The organism is Pantoea sp. NPDC088449 (assembly GCF_044753225.1).
GTDB classification, from domain to species: domain Bacteria; phylum Pseudomonadota; class Gammaproteobacteria; order Enterobacterales; family Enterobacteriaceae; genus Pantoea; species Pantoea floridensis.
The window spans coordinates 321,384-337,907 of record NZ_JBIVMT010000004.1 but is presented as its reverse complement, the minus strand read 5'-3'; the positions used below and the strand labels follow the sequence as shown (position 1 = coordinate 337,907).

At 55.7% G+C, this 16,524-nt stretch carries 15 protein-coding genes; 2 read left to right on the top strand and 13 right to left on the bottom strand.

Annotated elements, in window-relative coordinates:
• Positions 1 to 8: 8 nt before the first annotated feature.
• The gene (locus tag ACIP6T_RS18935) at positions 9 to 2,159 is read right to left on the bottom strand and encodes an ornithine decarboxylase (RefSeq protein WP_400458366.1); all 2,151 of its coding nucleotides are present in this window, start codon (positions 2,157 to 2,159) and stop codon (positions 9 to 11) included.
• Positions 2,160 to 2,517: 358 nt separating this feature from the next.
• Between ACIP6T_RS18935 and ACIP6T_RS18930 the strand changes: the two genes are divergently transcribed.
• Positions 2,518 to 3,501 (top strand): MDR family oxidoreductase, encoded by a 984-nt coding sequence (locus ACIP6T_RS18930; protein ID WP_400458364.1) that lies wholly within the window; start codon positions 2,518 to 2,520, stop codon positions 3,499 to 3,501.
• A 74-nt stretch (positions 3,502 to 3,575) separates the two neighbouring features.
• Here ACIP6T_RS18930 and ACIP6T_RS18925 read toward each other — a convergent pair whose 3' ends face one another.
• The 5 genes from ACIP6T_RS18925 to ACIP6T_RS18905 are packed head-to-tail and all read right to left on the bottom strand — an operon-like array spanning position 3,576 to position 9,562.
• Positions 3,576 to 4,355 carry a heme ABC transporter ATP-binding protein gene (locus ACIP6T_RS18925; protein ID WP_097096084.1) on the bottom strand — a complete coding sequence of 260 codons (780 nt, stop codon included), beginning with the start codon at positions 4,353 to 4,355 and terminating at the stop codon, positions 3,576 to 3,578.
• Entirely contained in the window at positions 4,352 to 5,350 is a 999-nt protein-coding gene (locus ACIP6T_RS18920; protein ID WP_097096083.1) for an iron ABC transporter permease, read from the bottom strand. Before ACIP6T_RS18920 ends, ACIP6T_RS18925 begins: the two co-directional genes overlap by 4 nt.
• Positions 5,343 to 6,164, bottom strand: coding sequence for a hemin ABC transporter substrate-binding protein (locus ACIP6T_RS18915; protein WP_400458361.1), 822 nt, complete (start codon positions 6,162 to 6,164; stop codon positions 5,343 to 5,345). The genes ACIP6T_RS18920 and ACIP6T_RS18915 overlap by 8 nt, the downstream gene beginning before the upstream one ends.
• Complete coding sequence (locus ACIP6T_RS18910) at positions 6,161 to 7,192, bottom strand: hemin-degrading factor (protein WP_097096081.1); 1,032 nt, start codon at positions 7,190 to 7,192, stop codon at positions 6,161 to 6,163. Before ACIP6T_RS18910 ends, ACIP6T_RS18915 begins: the two co-directional genes overlap by 4 nt.
• A gap of 48 nt (positions 7,193 to 7,240) precedes the next feature.
• Positions 7,241 to 9,562, bottom strand: coding sequence for a TonB-dependent receptor domain-containing protein (locus ACIP6T_RS18905; RefSeq protein ID WP_345828354.1), 2,322 nt, complete (start codon positions 9,560 to 9,562; stop codon positions 7,241 to 7,243).
• Between the two features lie 230 nt (positions 9,563 to 9,792).
• On the opposite strand from ACIP6T_RS18905, the gene ACIP6T_RS18900 reads away from it, so the two are divergent.
• A complete protein-coding gene (locus ACIP6T_RS18900) occupies positions 9,793 to 10,080 on the top strand; it encodes a SelT/SelW/SelH family protein (protein ID WP_097096079.1) in 288 nt (95 codons plus the stop codon).
• 60 nt (positions 10,081 to 10,140) lie between these two features.
• On the opposite strand, the gene ACIP6T_RS18895 is transcribed toward ACIP6T_RS18900, so the two are convergent.
• From ACIP6T_RS18895 to ACIP6T_RS18865, 7 genes are all read right to left on the bottom strand, one after another.
• The gene (locus tag ACIP6T_RS18895) at positions 10,141 to 10,680 is read right to left on the bottom strand and encodes a PadR family transcriptional regulator (protein WP_400458358.1); all 540 of its coding nucleotides are present in this window, start codon (positions 10,678 to 10,680) and stop codon (positions 10,141 to 10,143) included.
• A gap of 91 nt (positions 10,681 to 10,771) precedes the next feature.
• Positions 10,772 to 11,554, bottom strand: a complete 783-nt coding sequence (locus ACIP6T_RS18890) for a siderophore-interacting protein (RefSeq protein ID WP_400458356.1) — start codon at positions 11,552 to 11,554, stop codon at positions 10,772 to 10,774.
• Between the two features lie 437 nt (positions 11,555 to 11,991).
• On the bottom strand, positions 11,992 to 12,135 hold the full coding sequence (locus tag ACIP6T_RS18885) for a hypothetical protein (RefSeq protein WP_345828352.1): 144 nt from the start codon (positions 12,133 to 12,135) through the stop codon (positions 11,992 to 11,994).
• Positions 12,136 to 12,387: 252 nt separating this feature from the next.
• Positions 12,388 to 13,254 (bottom strand): helix-turn-helix domain-containing protein, encoded by an 867-nt coding sequence (locus tag ACIP6T_RS18880; protein ID WP_097096075.1) that lies wholly within the window; start codon positions 13,252 to 13,254, stop codon positions 12,388 to 12,390.
• Between the two features lie 247 nt (positions 13,255 to 13,501).
• Positions 13,502 to 13,669 carry a DUF2474 domain-containing protein gene (locus ACIP6T_RS18875; RefSeq protein ID WP_097096074.1) on the bottom strand — a complete coding sequence of 56 codons (168 nt, stop codon included), beginning with the start codon at positions 13,667 to 13,669 and terminating at the stop codon, positions 13,502 to 13,504.
• 1 nt (position 13,670) lies between these two features.
• Entirely contained in the window at positions 13,671 to 14,675 is a 1,005-nt protein-coding gene (gene cydB / locus ACIP6T_RS18870) for a cytochrome d ubiquinol oxidase subunit II (protein WP_097096073.1), read from the bottom strand.
• Between the two features lies 1 nt (position 14,676).
• Positions 14,677 to 16,098, bottom strand: coding sequence for a cytochrome ubiquinol oxidase subunit I (locus ACIP6T_RS18865; protein ID WP_097096072.1), 1,422 nt, complete (start codon positions 16,096 to 16,098; stop codon positions 14,677 to 14,679).
• Between the last annotated feature and the right edge of the window lie 426 nt (positions 16,099 to 16,524).

Sequence of the window (16,524 nt, the reverse complement as noted above, 5' to 3'; positions counted from 1 at the left end):
GAGGGAAATCAGCTCACCATCATATTCGCCACCAGATGCTTACGCCCGTTCTCCCCTTCCTCGGTGTAAACCCCTTGCAGCTCCGGCGAAAAGCCCGGCAGGAGATTGATGCCCTCTTCCAGCGCGAGGAAATAGCGCTGCACCGCGCCGCCCCACACTTCCCCCGGCACCACGCACAGCACGCCTGGCGGATAGGGCAATGCGCCTTCTGCCGCAATGCGTCCTTCGGCTTTGGCAATGGGCACCAGCTCCACTTCGCCGCGAATATACGCCTGATGCGCATCCTGCGGATTCACTTTCACCGGTGGGAAACAGGCCGAGCGGAACATCGCTTTCTGTAAATCCTTCACGTCGAAGCTGACGTAGAGATCGTGCATCTCCTGGCACAGGCGGCGCAGCGTGTAACCTTTGTAACGCTCGATATTCTTGCGATAGACGCTCGGCAGCACTTCCGCCAGCAGCGCATCCTCACGCACGTGCTGCTCAAACTGCACCAGCATCGCCACCAGATGCGCCATCTTCTCCGGTGTTTCAGCGGGCGTCAGCAGGAACAGAATCGAGTTCAGGTCGCACTTCTCCGGCACGATACCGTTCTCACGCAGGTAGTTAGCCAGAATCGTCGCGGGAATGCCGAAGCGGGTGTATTCACCGCTGGCGGCATCAATGCCCGGCGTGGTGAGCAGCAGCTTACACGGGTCGACCAAATACTGATCCTGCGCGTAACCTTCAAAACCGTGCCACTTCGCCCCCGGTTCAAGACTAAAGTAAGCAGGATCGGCGGCAATGGCTTCGGTTTCCGCCGTTTGCCACAGCTTGCCGTGCACTTTTTCTGGCAGGAACGGTTGGATCATCTCACAGCGTTCCAGAATCGCTTTGCGCGCATCAATGCCGATGGTGACGCACTCGTGCCACATGCTGCGCCCTGCTTCGCCTTGGTGCATACGGGCGTTGATATCCAGCGCGGCAAACAGCGGATAGAACGGGCTGGTGGAGGCGTGCAGCATAAAGGCATTATTGAGGCGCTTGTGCGGACAGAAGCGCTTTTGCCCACGGATGTGATTGTCTTTCTTGTGGATTTGCGAGGTCTGCGAGAAACCGGCCAGCTGCTTGTGCACTGACTGCGTAACAAAAATACCGGGATCGTTCGCGTCCAACTCCAGCGTCAGCGGCGAGCAGCCGGCCATCAACGGGATGAACTGCTCATAGCCGACCCACGCTGAGTCAAACAGGATGTAATCACACAGATGCCCGATGCGATCGACCACCTGCCGCGCGTTGTACACCGTGCCGTCATAAGTACCAAGCTGGATAATCGCCAGGCGGAAAGGCCGCTGATCCTGAGCGCGATGCGGCGCCACTTTCGCAATCTGCTCACGCAGATAGGCATCGTCAAAGCAGTGCGCATCAATGCCGCCGATAAAGCCAAACGGGTTACGCGCCGCCTCCAGATACACTGGCGTTGCGCCCGCCTGAATCAGCGCACCGTGGTGATTGGATTTATGGTTGTTGCGGTCAAACAGCACCAGATCGCCGCGCGTGAGCAGCGCGTTGGTCACCACTTTATTGGCGCTGGAGGTGCCGTTAAGCACGAAATAGGTTTTGTCGGCGTTAAACACTTTGGCCGCGAACTTCTGCGCATCTTTGGCGGAGCCTTCGTGGATCAGCAAATCGCCCAGCTTGACGTCAGCGTTGCACATATCGGAACGGAACACGTTCTCGCCATAGAACTCATAAAACTGCCGTCCCGCCGGATGTTTGCGGAAAAACGCGCCGCCCTGATGTCCCGGGCAAGCAAAGGTGCTGTTCTGCATATCAACGTAGCGCGTGAGCGTATCGAAGAACGGCGGCAGCAATGCTGATTCATACGCCAGCGCCGCGTCTTCCAGCGCCTGCCACTCTTCCGGCGCGCCGTTAATTTCAGCGGTGACGCCCGGCAGCTTTAGTACGTCTTCATCGAACGCATTGGCGACAAACACCGGCAGATTAAAGCCGATCTTCTGCAACAGCGTTAACACACCGCTGCGCGTATCTGACAGGGTGATCACCACCGCAGCGACATCGGTAAAATCAGTATTGTCCAGCGTCACCACGTCGCGTGTGGTATTCAGGCTGAGACTTGGCGCGACAGCAACGCTGGCAGCAATTTTCAATGGGTTCATAACACAAATCCCTGAGCAAGGATGAGTGGGTGCCGATGGCACAGCAATGAGGAGATTTCCTCGGCGAAAGTCATAAGGGAGTAGATGGCTGACTGGGGCGCAATCATGTCATCTTTTTTTTGCAGGAACAACCGTACCCTCACCCCAGCCCTCTCCCGTTATACGGGAGAGGGAGCAGTCGGAGCGATAATTAAGCGCTGCTGGATCGGCTCCCTCGCCCGCTTGCGGGAGAGGGAGCAGTCGGAGCGATAATTAAGCGCTGCTGGATCGGTTCCCTCGCCCGCTTGCGGGAGAGGGTTAGGGTGAGGGAAAAAAAGGAGTACTATTATTCAACTTTCCTCAACCAGCCGGAGGCTACATGTTTAAGGCATTGGTCATTGAAAATGACGAACAGGGTTATCGCACCACCTTGCAAGACCTTTCAGAAAAACAACTGCCCGATCAGGATGTCACCCTCGAAGTAAGCTACTCCACGCTCAACTACAAAGACGCGCTCGCCATCTGCAACAAAGGCCCGATTGTGCGTCAGTTCCCGATGGTGCCAGGCATCGATTTTGTCGGCCGGGTGATTAGCAGCCGCCATCCTGAATGGCAGCAGGACGATGTCGCGCTGCTCACCGGCTGGGGCGTGGGTGAAAAACATTGGGGCGGACTGGCGCAGAAAGCCAGCGTTTCGGGTGACTGGCTGGTGAAAGTGCCGTCCGCGCTCAGCCCGCTGCAAACCATGGCGATTGGCACCGCCGGTTTCACCGCCATGCTGTGCGTGCTGGCGCTGGAGAAACAGGGCATCACGCCACAGCATGGTCCGGTATTAGTCACCGGCGCGAGCGGCGGTGTCGGCAGCTTTGCCGTTAGCCTGCTGGCGCGGCTTGGCTATGAAGTAGTGGCCTCCAGCGGGCGCGCCAGCGACAGCGATTATCTGATCAACACGCTGGGCGCAGCCTCGGTTATCGATCGTGCGGAACTGAGCGAGCCAGGCAAGCCGCTGGCGAAAGAGCGCTGGGCGGCAGCAATTGATAGCGTTGGCAGCCACACGCTGGCTAACGTGTTAGCAGGCATCAAGCGCGATGGCGTGGTCGCAGCCTGCGGCATGGCGCAAGGTTTGGATCTGCCAACCAGCGTGGCGCCGTTCATTCTGCGCGGCGTGATTCTGGCGGGCGTGGATAGCGTGATGTGCGCACAACCGCTGCGTCAGCAGGCGTGGCAGCGTCTGGCGGAACTGGTGGATGGCGACTTGCTGCAGCAACTCACCAAGGTGATTCCGCTGAGTGAAGCGCGGGAAGGTGCCGAGCAGCTGCTGGCGGGGAAAGTGCGTGGCCGGTTAATCGTTGATTGCCGCTGATGTGTCGTAGGGTCGCCATTCATGGCGACCTGGTGGGCATGAATGCCCACCCTACGAAAACACAGGCATTACAATCAGGCTCGCAGTTGGATTTGCGGCCTGCTCTTTCCCTCCTGCATCACCACATCCAGCTCCGCCTGATACCAGCGCGTCAGCGTGGATTCGGTCATCACTTCCTGCGGTGCGCCCTGCGCCACCAGTTTGCCCTGATGCAACAGCAGCACGCGATCCGACCACAGCGATGCGAGATTAAGATCGTGCAGCACGGTACAGACGCTAAAGCGTCCGTTGCGCGTTAAGCGGTGCAGCAAACGCAAACTGTGCTGCTGCCAGTACAGATCGAGCGCCGACGTCGGTTCATCAAGAAACAGCCAGCCGCGCGGACCATCGCCATGCCACAGCTGCGCCAGCACGCGCGCCAGCTGCACGCGCTGCTGCTCCCCGCCAGAGAGCGAGCGATAATCGCGCTTTGCCAGCTCGAGGCTGCCGGTGATGTACATCACCTCTTCGATAACCGCTTTCGATTGGCTGGCCGGCCAGGGCGCACGGCCCATCGCCACCACTTCAGCCGCCACTAACGGAAAGGTGAGGCTGTTTTGCTGACGCATTACGGCGCGACGCTGTGCCAGCGGTTCACGCGGCCACGCATTTAACGGGCGATCGCCGAGCCAGCATTCCCCTGCTTCTGGCATGAGAAAGCCAGTTAGCAGGCGCAGCAGCGTGGATTTCCCTGCGCCGTTCGGACCAATCAGCGCGACCATTTCACCGGGCTGTAAGCTAAGCGAAACGTCATCGATTAAGGCGCGCGCGCCGTGGCTAAAGCGCAGACCGCGCGCCTGCAGGCAATCACTCATTCATCCCCCTTGGGCTCACGCAGAATCAGCCAGAGAAACCACGGGCCGCCGAGCAGGCTGGTTAACAGGCCAACCGGCATTTCTGCCGGGATCACCACCGTGCGCGCCAGCGTATCCGCCAGCAGCAGTAAAATCGCACCCGCCAGCGCCGAGCCCGGCAACATCCAGCGATGATCGCTGCCCAGACAAAAACGCATCAGGTGTGGCACCACTAAACCCACGAAACCAATAATGCCGCTCACCGAGACCGCTGTCCCCACCAACAACGCACTCAGCACCAGCAGTTGACGCTGCGTACGCTTCACATCGATGCCCATATAATGCGCATCTTCCTCACCGAGCTGCAGCAAGTTGAGGCGACGCGCGCGCAGTTGGATAGCAATCAGCGCCGGCAGAATCAGCACCGCACACACCGCCAGACTCGGCCATTGCGCCGCGCTCAGGCTGCCCATGCCCCACAGCGCCAGCTGACGCAGCTGCTGATCGTTACTCAGCCAGGAAAGCACGCCAACCGCCGCACCGCACAAGGCATTAATCGCGATGCCGACCAGCAGCAAACGCGACAAATTGCCCAGCGCCAGGCGGCTAAAACTGAAAATCAGCAGCGTGACGACCAAGCTGCCGATGAAGGCGGCAATGCTCGGCAGCCACAATGCCAGCAGCGGCGGTAAGCCGAGCGGAATAACGATCGAGAGCGCTACCGCCAAACCGGCACCGCTGCTAATGCCGAGTAAACCGGGATCCGCCAGCGGGTTGCGAAACAATCCCTGCATCACCGCGCCCGAAACCGCCAGCGCCATGCCGAGCAGCACCGCCAGCAGCACGCGCGGCAGGCGGATATTGATCCAGATTTGCCACGCCATATCGCTCAGCGGCGCGCGCCATAAGGTACGCATCGAAAGTGGCATCGCGCCGAAGTTGGCGGCCAGCAGCATGCACATCACCATGCTAATGCCCATCAAACACAGCCAGCGCAGCACGGATGCATTAGTCATGTTTTGCGGCTTCAGCGGCACGGCGCAACTTCACAATCGCACCCGGCGTATCCAGGCCAAAGCTCAGCAGCGCCATCTCATCCACCACCAGCAACGCGCGATGCTGACCGGCCGGCGTCATTGCCAGCCCCGGCAGCGCCCACACTTTCTCTTCGCCGCCCAGCGTGCGCAGACCATCTTCGCCCACCACGATTAAATCCGGTGCTGCCGCCACCACGCCCTCCTGCGACAGTTGCTGATAGTGCGGCACCGCGGCCATGGCGTTGATCAGTCCCGCGCTGCGAATCGCACCGTCGGCGCCGGTTTGCGCACCGGCCGCCTGGGTACGCATGCCGCCGTGCGCCATAATAAACAGCACTTTGATCGGTAACGGTTTTTGCGGGATCTGTGCGCGCTGCTTGTTCACTTTTTCAATCAGCGCGTTAGCTGCATCTTCACGATGCAGCGCCTTGCCGATGGTAGCGATTTTTTCCGCGATAGCATCAAGGCTATTTTTACCGGTGATATCCACCACTTTTACCCCGGCTTGTGCCACCTGCTCTAATACCAGCGACGGCTTGGCCAGCTCGCTGCTCAGCACCAATGTCGGCTTCAGCGCCAGAATCCCTTCGGCGTTCAGCTGGCGCATATAACCGACATCCGGCAGCTTATTGGCCTGCGCCGGATGCTGGCTGGTGCTGTCGCGTGCCACCAAATTCGCCTGCGCATCCAGCGCATAGATAATCTGCGTGACATCGCCGCCGATGGAGATGACTCGATCCGCCGCGAAGGTGGGCAGCGTCAGCGCGCAAAGCAGTGCCAGAAGTCGTCTCATGCGGTGGCCCCTGCGCTGTTCAGCGAGGTCACCTGCTCGCGCCAGCGCGCCTGTTCCGGCGTGCCTTCGCTGCGCTGGCCATACAGCTGCGCAATCTGCGTGCCGTCAGCAGCGAACAGTTCAAGACTGGTGACGAAGCCGTCGCCGCTCGGTTTGCGTGTCACCCAGCTTTCACTGATGCGATCCGCCATCAGATGCAGCGTGAAGGTGGGATTGAAGATGTTGATCCAGTTCTCCATCGGCATCAGCTTCTGCACCGCGCCGGTGAAGATCTGCGTGCAGCCACGATTGCCAATGAAAATCATGATTTCGTTGCCATCCTGCTGTGCTGCATCCAGCAGCTGCGCCAGGGAATCATTACTCACCTGACGCGCCAGATCGTCCGGCACCGCGTGGAATGCCTGCGGGCGTGAGAGATTATGACGCTTCAGCAGCCCAAAGAACTGATGCACATCGGTCATCGCACGCCATTCGGCCTCCACTTTGCTGGCATCCACCGTGCGGCTGTATTGCGCCGCGCTGGCGGGCTGCGGATCTACTGTCGCCGCGCGCTCCACCACAAACCCGGCAATCAGCGCATCCCAGGCGGTGATATCGGTGTTGTCGGTGACGTAGATTTTCAGTACCGCATCGGCGTGGCGATCAAAAATCTGAATGCTTTGACGTTCGCCGTGTGCGGTCTGCTCACGCAGAAAGAATGCGCTGTGCCACTGATTGAGAAACAGGCGCTGATCGAGGGCGCGCGGATTGAGAATCAGCCCGGCATGTTCGCCAAGATGCAGGTTTTCATACTTGCCCACCTGCTCGTGCACCGCATACTCATTGCGGGTGATACTTTTGGTCTCGCCGACAGCGGACAGCGCCGCCAGCAAGGCGGGAAAATCGGCTTTTAATGCCTGCGCATCCTGACTAACGCGGGCTTCGCACAGCTGTGCTTCGCCAATGCCCATCAATGCCGCCAGATCGCGCGCGTACTTTTTCGGATGCTCGCCTTTCAGCGCCAGATAGTGTTCGTAACGTGGGTTCATTGCCTTGCTCCATGAAAATGCCCTGCGCCACCGCAGGGCGAAAAGGGATTAGAAGTCGACGTTCACACCCAGCTGGAAGGTGCGGCCTGGCATCACTGCCAGATTGATGTCGTTGCGTTCCTGGGCATTGCTGCTGGTCAGCGTACGACTGCTGGTGTAATCCCAGTATTTGCGATCGGTAATGTTGTAGATGCCGCCGCTCAGCTTGACGTTTTTCGTCGCCTGCCAGTAAGCCGTGGCATCAACCATGCCGTATCCCGGCACGCGCATATAATCGGTGGTGGCATCGGTGATCGGCGTGCCAGCGTTGGTATAGCTTTCGCGGTTGGTGGCGGTAGCCTGCTTACCTTTCACAAAGGTGGCGGTCAACGCTGCGCCATAGCCACGCGCTTTGTCATCCCACGCCAGTCCAACAATGGCTTTCAACGGCGCGACGCTGTCGAGATCGATGTACTTGTCACCGGCATAGCTGGACTTCGATTTCCCTTCGTTATAGCCCAGCGCAAAGGTGCTGCTCAAGCCATCCACCTGCGGGAACCAAGTGCCGTAATTCACTTTGGTTGAGATCTCAGCACCATAAATGTAGGCCTTATCGCGGTTTTCAGCCTGATAGCTGGTGTAGATGTTGCTCGGTACGTTGACGAACATCTCCGGATTAGTGGCGCGACGATAGCGGGTATAAGCGATGAAGTTTTTATACTGGTTGTAGAACACCGACGTGTTAACCGTGACGCCTTCGGTGGCCTGACCTTTCAGGCCCCACTCGAAGTTGTTGCTGGTTTCGGTTTTCAGATCGGTATTACCAATCAGCGCATACTGCGCGCTACCTGCATAGCTGGAACCGAGGTTCCATGAGCCATACAGCTGGCTGGTGGTAGGGAACTGCACGCCGCGTTTGTATTGCAGATAGGTGGTCAGCGCGGGCGTCAAATCGTACTGGAAGGTCAGTGATGGCAGCACCTGAGTATCAGAGTTGGTTTTGCCGTACAGTGCATCAACCTGCTCTTCGGTCAGCACCGCGCTGCCAGTGGTAAGATCGCCCAGATCCTTCGGCTTAGTGCTTTGATACATCACGCGTACGCCGGGAATGATCGCGAAGTTGTGGCTATCAAGATCGAAGTTGATCTTATCCTGCAGATAACCGGCCACCGCGAAAGTGCGGCTGTCGGCCTGCGGTTGCGTGATGGCGCTGAAGGTACTGGGTGCCGGTTCCTGACGGAACGGACGCTCGCTGTTATCCAGACGCGCATTGACACCGGCGCTGAGCTCATGACGTCCCAGCGTTTTGGTACCGCGCGTGTCAAAGCCGTAAGTATCGACATTGAAATCGGAATAGACGAAGCCGTACTGACTGGCGCTGGTTGGCAGATAGGTATTGTCGTGCGCCTGCGTTTGCTGCCAGTAAACACGCGTGGTCAGCGTATCGATGAAGTCATTGTACGGCGTCCACTCATCCGCCAGATTGATGCCCCAGCGGCGCGTATCACTCTGCTGCTGCGCGCTGCCCCACACGGTGTTACCGCTGGTGTCCCAGGTATCGTAGTGACTGTGATTGGTTTTGTGATAGTAATCGAAAGTGGCGCTCAGCTTATGCTGATCGTTCGGCTGCCAGATGCCCGACGTCATAAAGGCATCGGAGTGCCAGTTAGCTGGATAGGCGTCTTTCACGCCGCTGTTATTTTCGGTTTCCTGACCGTCGCGGCGGCTATATACAAACAGGCCGCGCAGCTCGTCATCACCCGCTGCAGCAGTAATGCCGTTGTGCCAGCTGCGGTTCGAGGAGTCATAATCACTCTGGTAACCGAAGTACGTATTTTTGTCGCTGCTAAGGTAGTCATCGGCGGTTTTGTTGTGAAACGACACGTTACCGCCGATAGAGGTGTTGGGTTGATCGACCGCCGTGGCGCCCTTCTCGATATCAACGCTGCCGAACATGTAGGGATCGATGTAGTCGCGGCCAATCCCAAAGGTATTGTTACCGGTGCGGCTGACGTACGGACGACCGGTAGCATCCGGAATCGGGATGCCATCGATATCCATACCCACGCGGTTACTCTCCAGGCCACGGATGTTATAACCGGTGTAGCCCGCGCGGTCGAAGCCACTTTTGCCCGCCGATGAACCGCCGCTGGAGCCGGTTGCGCTGATCAGCGGTTCATAACGCATGATCGAACCGAAGTCATTGGCGCCGCGTTTTTGCAGTTCTTGCGCTGTAATCGTGGTTTTATTGCCGGCCTGCTGTTTTGGCGCAGTGACGGTCAATACCGGTTCATCGCTGGCGGCGTAGCTGCAAGCGGCATGAATAGCCGAAGATAAAATGGCAACTTTGAAAAGACGTTGCTGAGTGAATCCCTGAAAGAGTGAAGACATGCGCGAAATACCCGGTTAATTGTTAGTATTCGCTCACTTGCTTGCTGCCAGAAAGTACGGACTTTGATGCAAAGACCATAAAAAGTTGCGGACTTATTTTATGTAATAAATGATTGCGACAGAAATGTAATGCAACTGGTAATCATTATCAATAGCATTTACATTAAGATGTATCTTAGAGCGCACGATTTGTTAACTTGTTTATTATCAATAATTAAGCAGAGACATCTATGATTCAGAAACCGTCCATCACTATTCATTACTGCACACAATGCAACTGGCTGCTGCGCTCCGCGTGGATGGCGCAGGAATTACTGCATACGTTTGCTGAAGATGTAGGCGCAGTTACGCTTAAACCGGGCACCGGCGGCGTGTTTGAGATAAGCATTGATGGTCAGGTGATTTGGGAGCGTAAGCAGGAAGGCGGATTCCCGGATGCGGCGGCGTTGAAGCAGCGCGTGCGCGATGTTTGCTGGCCGGATCGCGCGTTGGGGCATGTGGACAAGAAGAAGAGTTGAGGTGATTGACGTGTGGTCATTGAAACGGTCGCCATGAATGGCGACCCTACGGGCGATCTGCTAACTTTTGGCGATTTTTTCTGCCGCGTCGTGCAGCGCGCTGATCACCCTCTCCAGCGCCTCAGCCGAAATATCTTCCTGCGCCAGGCGGTGATTCAGCGTGTATTTTATCAGGTGAATCGCCTGCTCAACCTGCGGAATATTGCGGTTATTCACCAGAATCGCCAGCGAGGTTAAGCGCTCAATAATCGCTTCCACACTGTCACGATTCTCCGCCAACAGTGCCGACCCGCTCTCATTCAGCGCATAGGCTTTACGTGATGCCTGCGCATCGACCACGCGAATCGCGTCCATCTCTTCAAGCAAGGTGAGATTGGGATAAATGATACCGGGGCTAGGGGAATATTCCCCTTTGGAGAGTTCTTCAACCGATTTGATCAGCTCATAGCCGTGCGCAGAGCCGTTCGCCAAAAAGTGCAGCATTAACAGTCGGATATCGCTGGCATCCAGCATCCGCTCCCGACGCTTCTTACGTGCGCCTGCACAGATGGTCCGCTGTGCGTGGTCGGACTGCCATGGAAAATCCCGCTGCTGTTTCATTGCCTTCCTGAGCGTCAATTAAGGGAGGTTGATAGTAGTCTGCCGCCTGGCAAAATTCAACACAGGCGGCAGCGGGCGGGCCAGTCGGGAATTATTTCTGATGCCAGTAGGCCGCAGCGCGCACGTAATCGGTGTGCGCACCGCGTCCTTGAGTAAAGTAATCGCTCAGCAATTTCACCGCCTCACCTTCGCCCGTTAGCCAGATGAAGTAGTCGTCAGCGGGCAGCGCAATGCTTTCTAAGCGTGCAGTTAGCGGGGCCAGGTTATCCGCCTGCATAGTGCCGCTGCCAAGCCAGCTCACCTGCACATTCGGCAACTCGCCAAGATAATCGCGGCCGGTCGCTTCATCGACATACGCCAGCAGATGGATCGCCTGCGCCTGCATCTCGGCGTAGCGACGCTTAAACGCGGGCAGGCCGGTTTCATCACAAACGTAAATCTGGCAGGCATAATCGACGGGCACGATAAGCGAACCGCGCGGACCGCCCATGGCAATTTGATCGCCCGGTTTGGCTTCATTAGCCCAACTGCTGGCCACGCCGCCCTCGTGGATGTAGAAATCGATGGTCAGTGAATCGATGCCGTTAAATTCCAGCGGCGTGTAATCACGCGCGGCAGGACGTACCCCGCCCGGCCAGACAATACCGTCATCCGTCATCTGCGGTAGCGCCAGTTCAGCGCCATTTTTTTCCGGGAAGAATACTTTGATGTGATCGTCAAACGACGGCGAATTGAAGCCTGCCAGATCGTTGCCGTTGAACACAATGCGCCAGAATGCACCGGCAATCAGCGTTTTGCTCACCACAGTGATGTGACGGAAACGCAATTCATTACGTACGCGACGCGGTACGCGTGCGGAAGGCGTAGTTTGCAAGCGTGGTCTCCCTAAAAGATAGTGAAAGTCATTCTCATCTGATGGCGTCAGAATAGTTATGATATATCTTCGATGCAATGCCGAAAAATGCTATTGGGAGATTGTGGCGATGGCAAAATCAGTGCGATTGGTAATGCGGTCGCCATAAATGGCGACCCTACGGGTTTTGTAGGGTGCGCATTTATTACGACGCGCGGGTTTTGTAGGGGCGCATTTATTACGACGCGCGGGTTTTGTAGGGGCGCATTTATTACGACGCGCGGGTTTTGTAGGGTGCGCATTTATGCGCACCGTCCACATGGACGCACAGAATTTGAGACGTGGCTAATCGCACCTGGCAATACAGCAGGCATGAAGATTTTTCATGGGAGAGCTCATCCTGCCGGACATCAGGCACGAGCAGTGCGACCGGCAAGCGAGATTAAAGCGTAGAAATATTAAGCCTGATGGTTACCGCAGGTGACGAAGCTACCCTCATCCTGGGTATGGTTCGGCAACACATTGTCGCCCAGAATTTCATGCTGTGCACAACGCGGTTGATGCGGATGCAGGCCACCCGGCGGTGAAAAAGGCTCGGCCATCTGTGCACTTGCCAGCGAAGAAAACGCTACAAGCGCTGTCATAAGGAACAACGGTAGAAGTCGCATAATTTTTTTATCTGTTCACTATAGCGGTCCGGAATGGACCAGAAATGCAGGTGATTATCCAGCCTGATGTGTGGCGGCTGGTGATTTACGCGGCCAATCAGGTTTCGATGAAGAATTTTACGCCAATCAGGGCGATGAGTTTATAAAATCGTGCGGTTTGTCACGGTTTACCGCACGAATTATGCATTAGTTAACCGCTACAGGAATATAGAACGTCCCTTGCAGCAGATCGGGCGTGCTGTATTTCAGATCCAGTTTGAGTAAATCTTTGCCCGCCCGTCGCGCCACGCCCAGCGCTGGCAGATGGTTGTAATAGATCTCGGCAGTAAAGGCGTTGATCTCTTCCGGCGCGCCGTGCCAGTTTATTTCCGCATACAAGCCCTTTTCACCGGTCCAGTTCTGCACATTACGTGGAAGCACATCGGCATACTGACTCTCCAGCGCCTGGAACAGGCTAATATGCTGCTGGTCGGCCGAATTCACGCCGGGACTAAACTGGAACCCCAGCCAGCCACGGTTCACGTGCTGACCCGCAAAGGCAATAAAATCACGCGTGTGTTGCGCCACAATATGATTGTGGTGATCGATGTATTCGCCAAAACGGCACTCCCACTCAATCACCTCGCCACACAGCTGCAGCTCCGGCTTCTCCACCAGATGCGCATTAACCCACTCACGCTGCGTTGAGATGCGGCTGTGGAAATCCTTCATCAGCATATCCGGGATGCGGCGATAGGCGCCTGGCGTCATTGAAAAATGACTTTTAAACACTCGGGTAAAATTCTGCTGATTATCAAAGCCAAAGCGCACCGCAATATCGATCAGCGGCATGCTGGTCAGACGCAGCGCCATCGCCGCCATCGTTAAACGACGTTTGCGCGTGTAAGACGCCAGCGTTTGTCCGGTCATCTCTTTGAACATGCGCTGCATGTGCCATTTGGAGTAACCGGATTTCAGGGTAATCAGATCGACGTTGAGTTCGTCAGTCAGATTCGCCTCGATCCAGTCCACCAGATCATTGATGTACTGTTTTTTTAGATTCAGGCTGAGCATGGTTTTGATAATCGAATGAAGTGGTTAACGTAATGAATTTGCGTTATTCGTCACATAAATATAACAAAAACGTATTACTAACGTAAGGAAGAGTAAACGTACCGAAGCGGGAAAAGCATTAATTGCTTAGGTGACTAACGTTTTTCTCTGCGTGGAAATAGAAAAGGTCGCCATGAATGGCGACCTTTCGACAAAGCAGACCTGTGTTAGTAGGGTGCGCATTCATGCGCACCTCAGTGCAGATAACTCAGTGCGAGCGCATGCCCGCTGCCGTCATCATCATACGAAACAGTGATGCCACTACACCCAGTGCCAGCACGCTTGCGCCGTAAATGATCACCAGCCACATCAACTGTTTCCACCACGGAATCTTCGTTTCTGAGTGAGTTTTCATGTTGCTGACCTCGGTTTGCATATCAATGGTATCCTTCGTCGGCTTTGATTTTTCCGCGGAACACGTAGTAACTCCAGAAGGTGTAACCCAGAATTACCGGAATAATCAGCAAGCCACCCACCAACATAAACGCCTGGCTGCTCGCCGGAGAAGCGGCCTGCCAGATAGTGATAGACGGTGGAATGATGTTCGGCCAGATGCTGATGCCAAGGCCCGAGAAGCCAAGGAAAATCAGCGCCAGCGTTAGAATGAACGGCGAGTAATGCGCTTCGCGTTTAATCGCACGCACAATCCCCCACGAACACAGCACCACCAGCACCGGAACCGGCAGGAACCAGAACAGGTTAGGACGCGTGAACCAGCGCTGCGCGATATCGGCGTGCGTCAGCGGCGTCCAGATGCTGATAATTCCCACCACCAGCAGCAGCGTCAACGTCAACGGCGTGGCCAGCGCAGACATTTTACGGTGCAGGTCGTGTTCGGTTTTCATGATGAGCCAGGTACAGCCCAGCAGCGCATAGGCGATGACCAGACCAACGCCACAGAACAGCGGGAATGGCGCCAGCCAGCTCATTGCTGAGCCCGCATATTCGCGGCCAACCACCGGGAAACCATTCAGAATCGCGCCAACCGCCACGCCCTGGCTGAAGGTCGCTAGCAGTGAACCGGCAATGAATGATTTATCCCAGAACGCACGGTGTTCCAACGTGGCTTTGAAGCGGAACTCAAAAGCAACACCACGGAAGATCAGGCCAATCAGCATCGCCGTTAACGGAATCGACAGCGCATCCAGCAGCACCGAATACGCCAGCGGGAAGGCGCCATACAGCGCCGCGCCGCCCAGTACCAGCCAGGTTTCGTTACCATCCCAAACCGGCGCAACGGTGTTCACCATCATGTCGCGTTCAACAGGATCTTTATTGAACGGCAGCAGCAGCCCGATACCCAGATCGAAGCCATCCATGACGATGTACATCAACGTGCCAAAGACGATGATGGCAAACCAGATAATTGAAAAGTCGATCATCTTAGTGCTCCCCACTCTTTTCGCTATGGGTTTTCGCCGCCGACAGCGGACGCGCTGGCGTGTGATGCTGACCCGGACCACCGTGATCAACCTCTTTACCTTCACCGGTCACCGGACCCTCTTTGATCAGACGCATCATGTAGAGGTAGCCCACGCCAAATACCGACGAGTAAACCAGAATGAATGCCAGCAGGCTGATGCTCATGTGCATATCGCCATGCGCGGAAACCGCATCAATGGTGCGCTGTACGCCATACACCACCCACGGCTGACGCCCAATTTCGGTAGTGAACCAACCAGCCAGAATGGCGATCAAACCCGATGGCCCCATCAGCAGCGTGAACCATAAGAATGGACGCGAATGATACAAGCGACCTTTGAAACGCAGCCACAGGCTGACCACGCCCAACGTAATCATCAGCAAGCCCAGCGCCACCATCACGCGGAATGACCAGAAGATGATGGTTGAGTTAGGGCGATCCTCTTTCGGGAAGCTCTTCAGCGCAGGAATCTGCTTATCCAGGCTGTGCGTCAGAATCAGGCTGCCGAGATACGGAATCTCAACCGCATACTTCGTGCGCTCCTGATCCATATCCGGCACGCCAAATAGAATCAGCGGCGAGGCTTCACCCGGTTTATTTTCCCAGTGGCCTTCAATCGCAGCGATTTTCGCTGGCTGATGCTCAAGGGTATTCAAACCATGCGCGTCACCAATCATCGCCTGAATCGGCGCGACAATCAGTGCCATCCACAGCGCCATGGAGAACATTTTACGAATCGCTGGATTGTCATTGCCGCGCAGCAGATGCCACGCGCCCGATGCACCAACAAAGAAGGCGCTGGCAAGGAAGGCACCCACCGACATATGGAACAAGCGGTAAGGGAATGAGGGGTTGAAGATGATTTTCAGCCAATCTTCCGGCACCACAATGCCGTTCTGAATGATGTAGCCCTGCGGCGTATGCATCCAGCTGTTCGAGGCGAGGATCCAGAAGGTGGAGAAGATGGTGCCGAGCGCCACCATGCAGGTTGCAAAGAAGTGCAAGCCAGGGCCGACGCGGTTCCAGCCAAACAGCATCACACCGAGGAAGCCCGCTTCAAGGAAGAAGGCGGTCAACACTTCATAGGTGAGCAGCGGGCCGGTAATACTGCCTGCGAACTGCGAGAAACCACTCCAGTTGGTACCAAACTGGTACGCCATCACCAGACCGGATACCACGCCCATACCGAAGTTAACGGCAAACGCTTTCGACCAGAAATGGTAGAGATCGCGATAGGTCTCGTTACGGGTTTTCAGCCACATTCCTTCGAGCACCGCCAGGAAACTGGCGAGACCGATGGTGATGGCTGGGAAGATAATATGGAAGGAAACAGTAAAGGCGAACTGTATCCTTGCCAGATGAAAGGCATCTAATCCAAACATTGCTTACCTCATTGCCACAAATTACACCGAATTTTTACTTATATTTAACAAGCAGATCGCAACGCAATATTTCGCCTTGCTTAAAGAAATGTCGCACCAATGTAAAAGGAAGCCGTGCGAACGAAAATAAACAGTGGAAGTCGGTAAAACTATAACAGTGTTTTTTGATTTCGATCATTGTTTTCCATGGAAACTAATACTTTAAAATCACTACGTTAAGGTTAATCACCCTCATTCATTGTGACAATATTGTTATTATTTTCAGGTAATTGCTGCTGCACTTATCAGGTAAATACTTCATTTATTTATTTTTTAGTGCGGAGAATAGATCGATTATTTTTCCCCAAGGGGATTTCAGCTGTAAATATTTCCGGACAGGTGCAACGGATCTAAAATGTTAATTAAAAGATAATATTTTTAGAGCAA

Excerpts from the sequence above, each read along its gene's own strand:
- ACIP6T_RS18895 (WP_400458358.1), bottom strand. The coding sequence starts at position 10,680 with ATGAAACAGCAGCGGGATTTTCCATGGCAGTCCGACCACGCACAGCGG.
- ACIP6T_RS18910 (WP_097096081.1), bottom strand. The coding sequence starts at position 7,192 with ATGAACCCACGTTACGAACACTATCTGGCGCTGAAAGGCGAGCATCCG.
- ACIP6T_RS18885 (WP_345828352.1), bottom strand. The coding sequence starts at position 12,135 with ATGGCCGAGCCTTTTTCACCGCCGGGTGGCCTGCATCCGCATCAACCG.
- ACIP6T_RS18920 (WP_097096083.1), bottom strand. The coding sequence starts at position 5,350 with ATGACTAATGCATCCGTGCTGCGCTGGCTGTGTTTGATGGGCATTAGC.
- ACIP6T_RS18905 (WP_345828354.1), bottom strand. The coding sequence starts at position 9,562 with ATGTCTTCACTCTTTCAGGGATTCACTCAGCAACGTCTTTTCAAAGTT.
- cydB (WP_097096073.1), bottom strand. The coding sequence starts at position 14,675 with ATGATCGACTTTTCAATTATCTGGTTTGCCATCATCGTCTTTGGCACG.
- ACIP6T_RS18880 (WP_097096075.1), bottom strand. The coding sequence starts at position 13,254 with ATGCTCAGCCTGAATCTAAAAAAACAGTACATCAATGATCTGGTGGAC.
- ACIP6T_RS18925 (WP_097096084.1), bottom strand. The coding sequence starts at position 4,355 with ATGAGTGATTGCCTGCAGGCGCGCGGTCTGCGCTTTAGCCACGGCGCG.
- ACIP6T_RS18935 (WP_400458366.1), bottom strand. The coding sequence starts at position 2,159 with ATGAACCCATTGAAAATTGCTGCCAGCGTTGCTGTCGCGCCAAGTCTC.
- ACIP6T_RS18865 (WP_097096072.1), bottom strand. The coding sequence starts at position 16,098 with ATGTTTGGATTAGATGCCTTTCATCTGGCAAGGATACAGTTCGCCTTT.
- ACIP6T_RS18915 (WP_400458361.1), bottom strand. The coding sequence starts at position 6,164 with ATGAGACGACTTCTGGCACTGCTTTGCGCGCTGACGCTGCCCACCTTC.
- ACIP6T_RS18930 (WP_400458364.1), top strand. The coding sequence starts at position 2,518 with ATGTTTAAGGCATTGGTCATTGAAAATGACGAACAGGGTTATCGCACC.
- ACIP6T_RS18875 (WP_097096074.1), bottom strand. The coding sequence starts at position 13,669 with ATGCAAACCGAGGTCAGCAACATGAAAACTCACTCAGAAACGAAGATT.
- ACIP6T_RS18900 (WP_097096079.1), top strand. The coding sequence starts at position 9,793 with ATGATTCAGAAACCGTCCATCACTATTCATTACTGCACACAATGCAAC.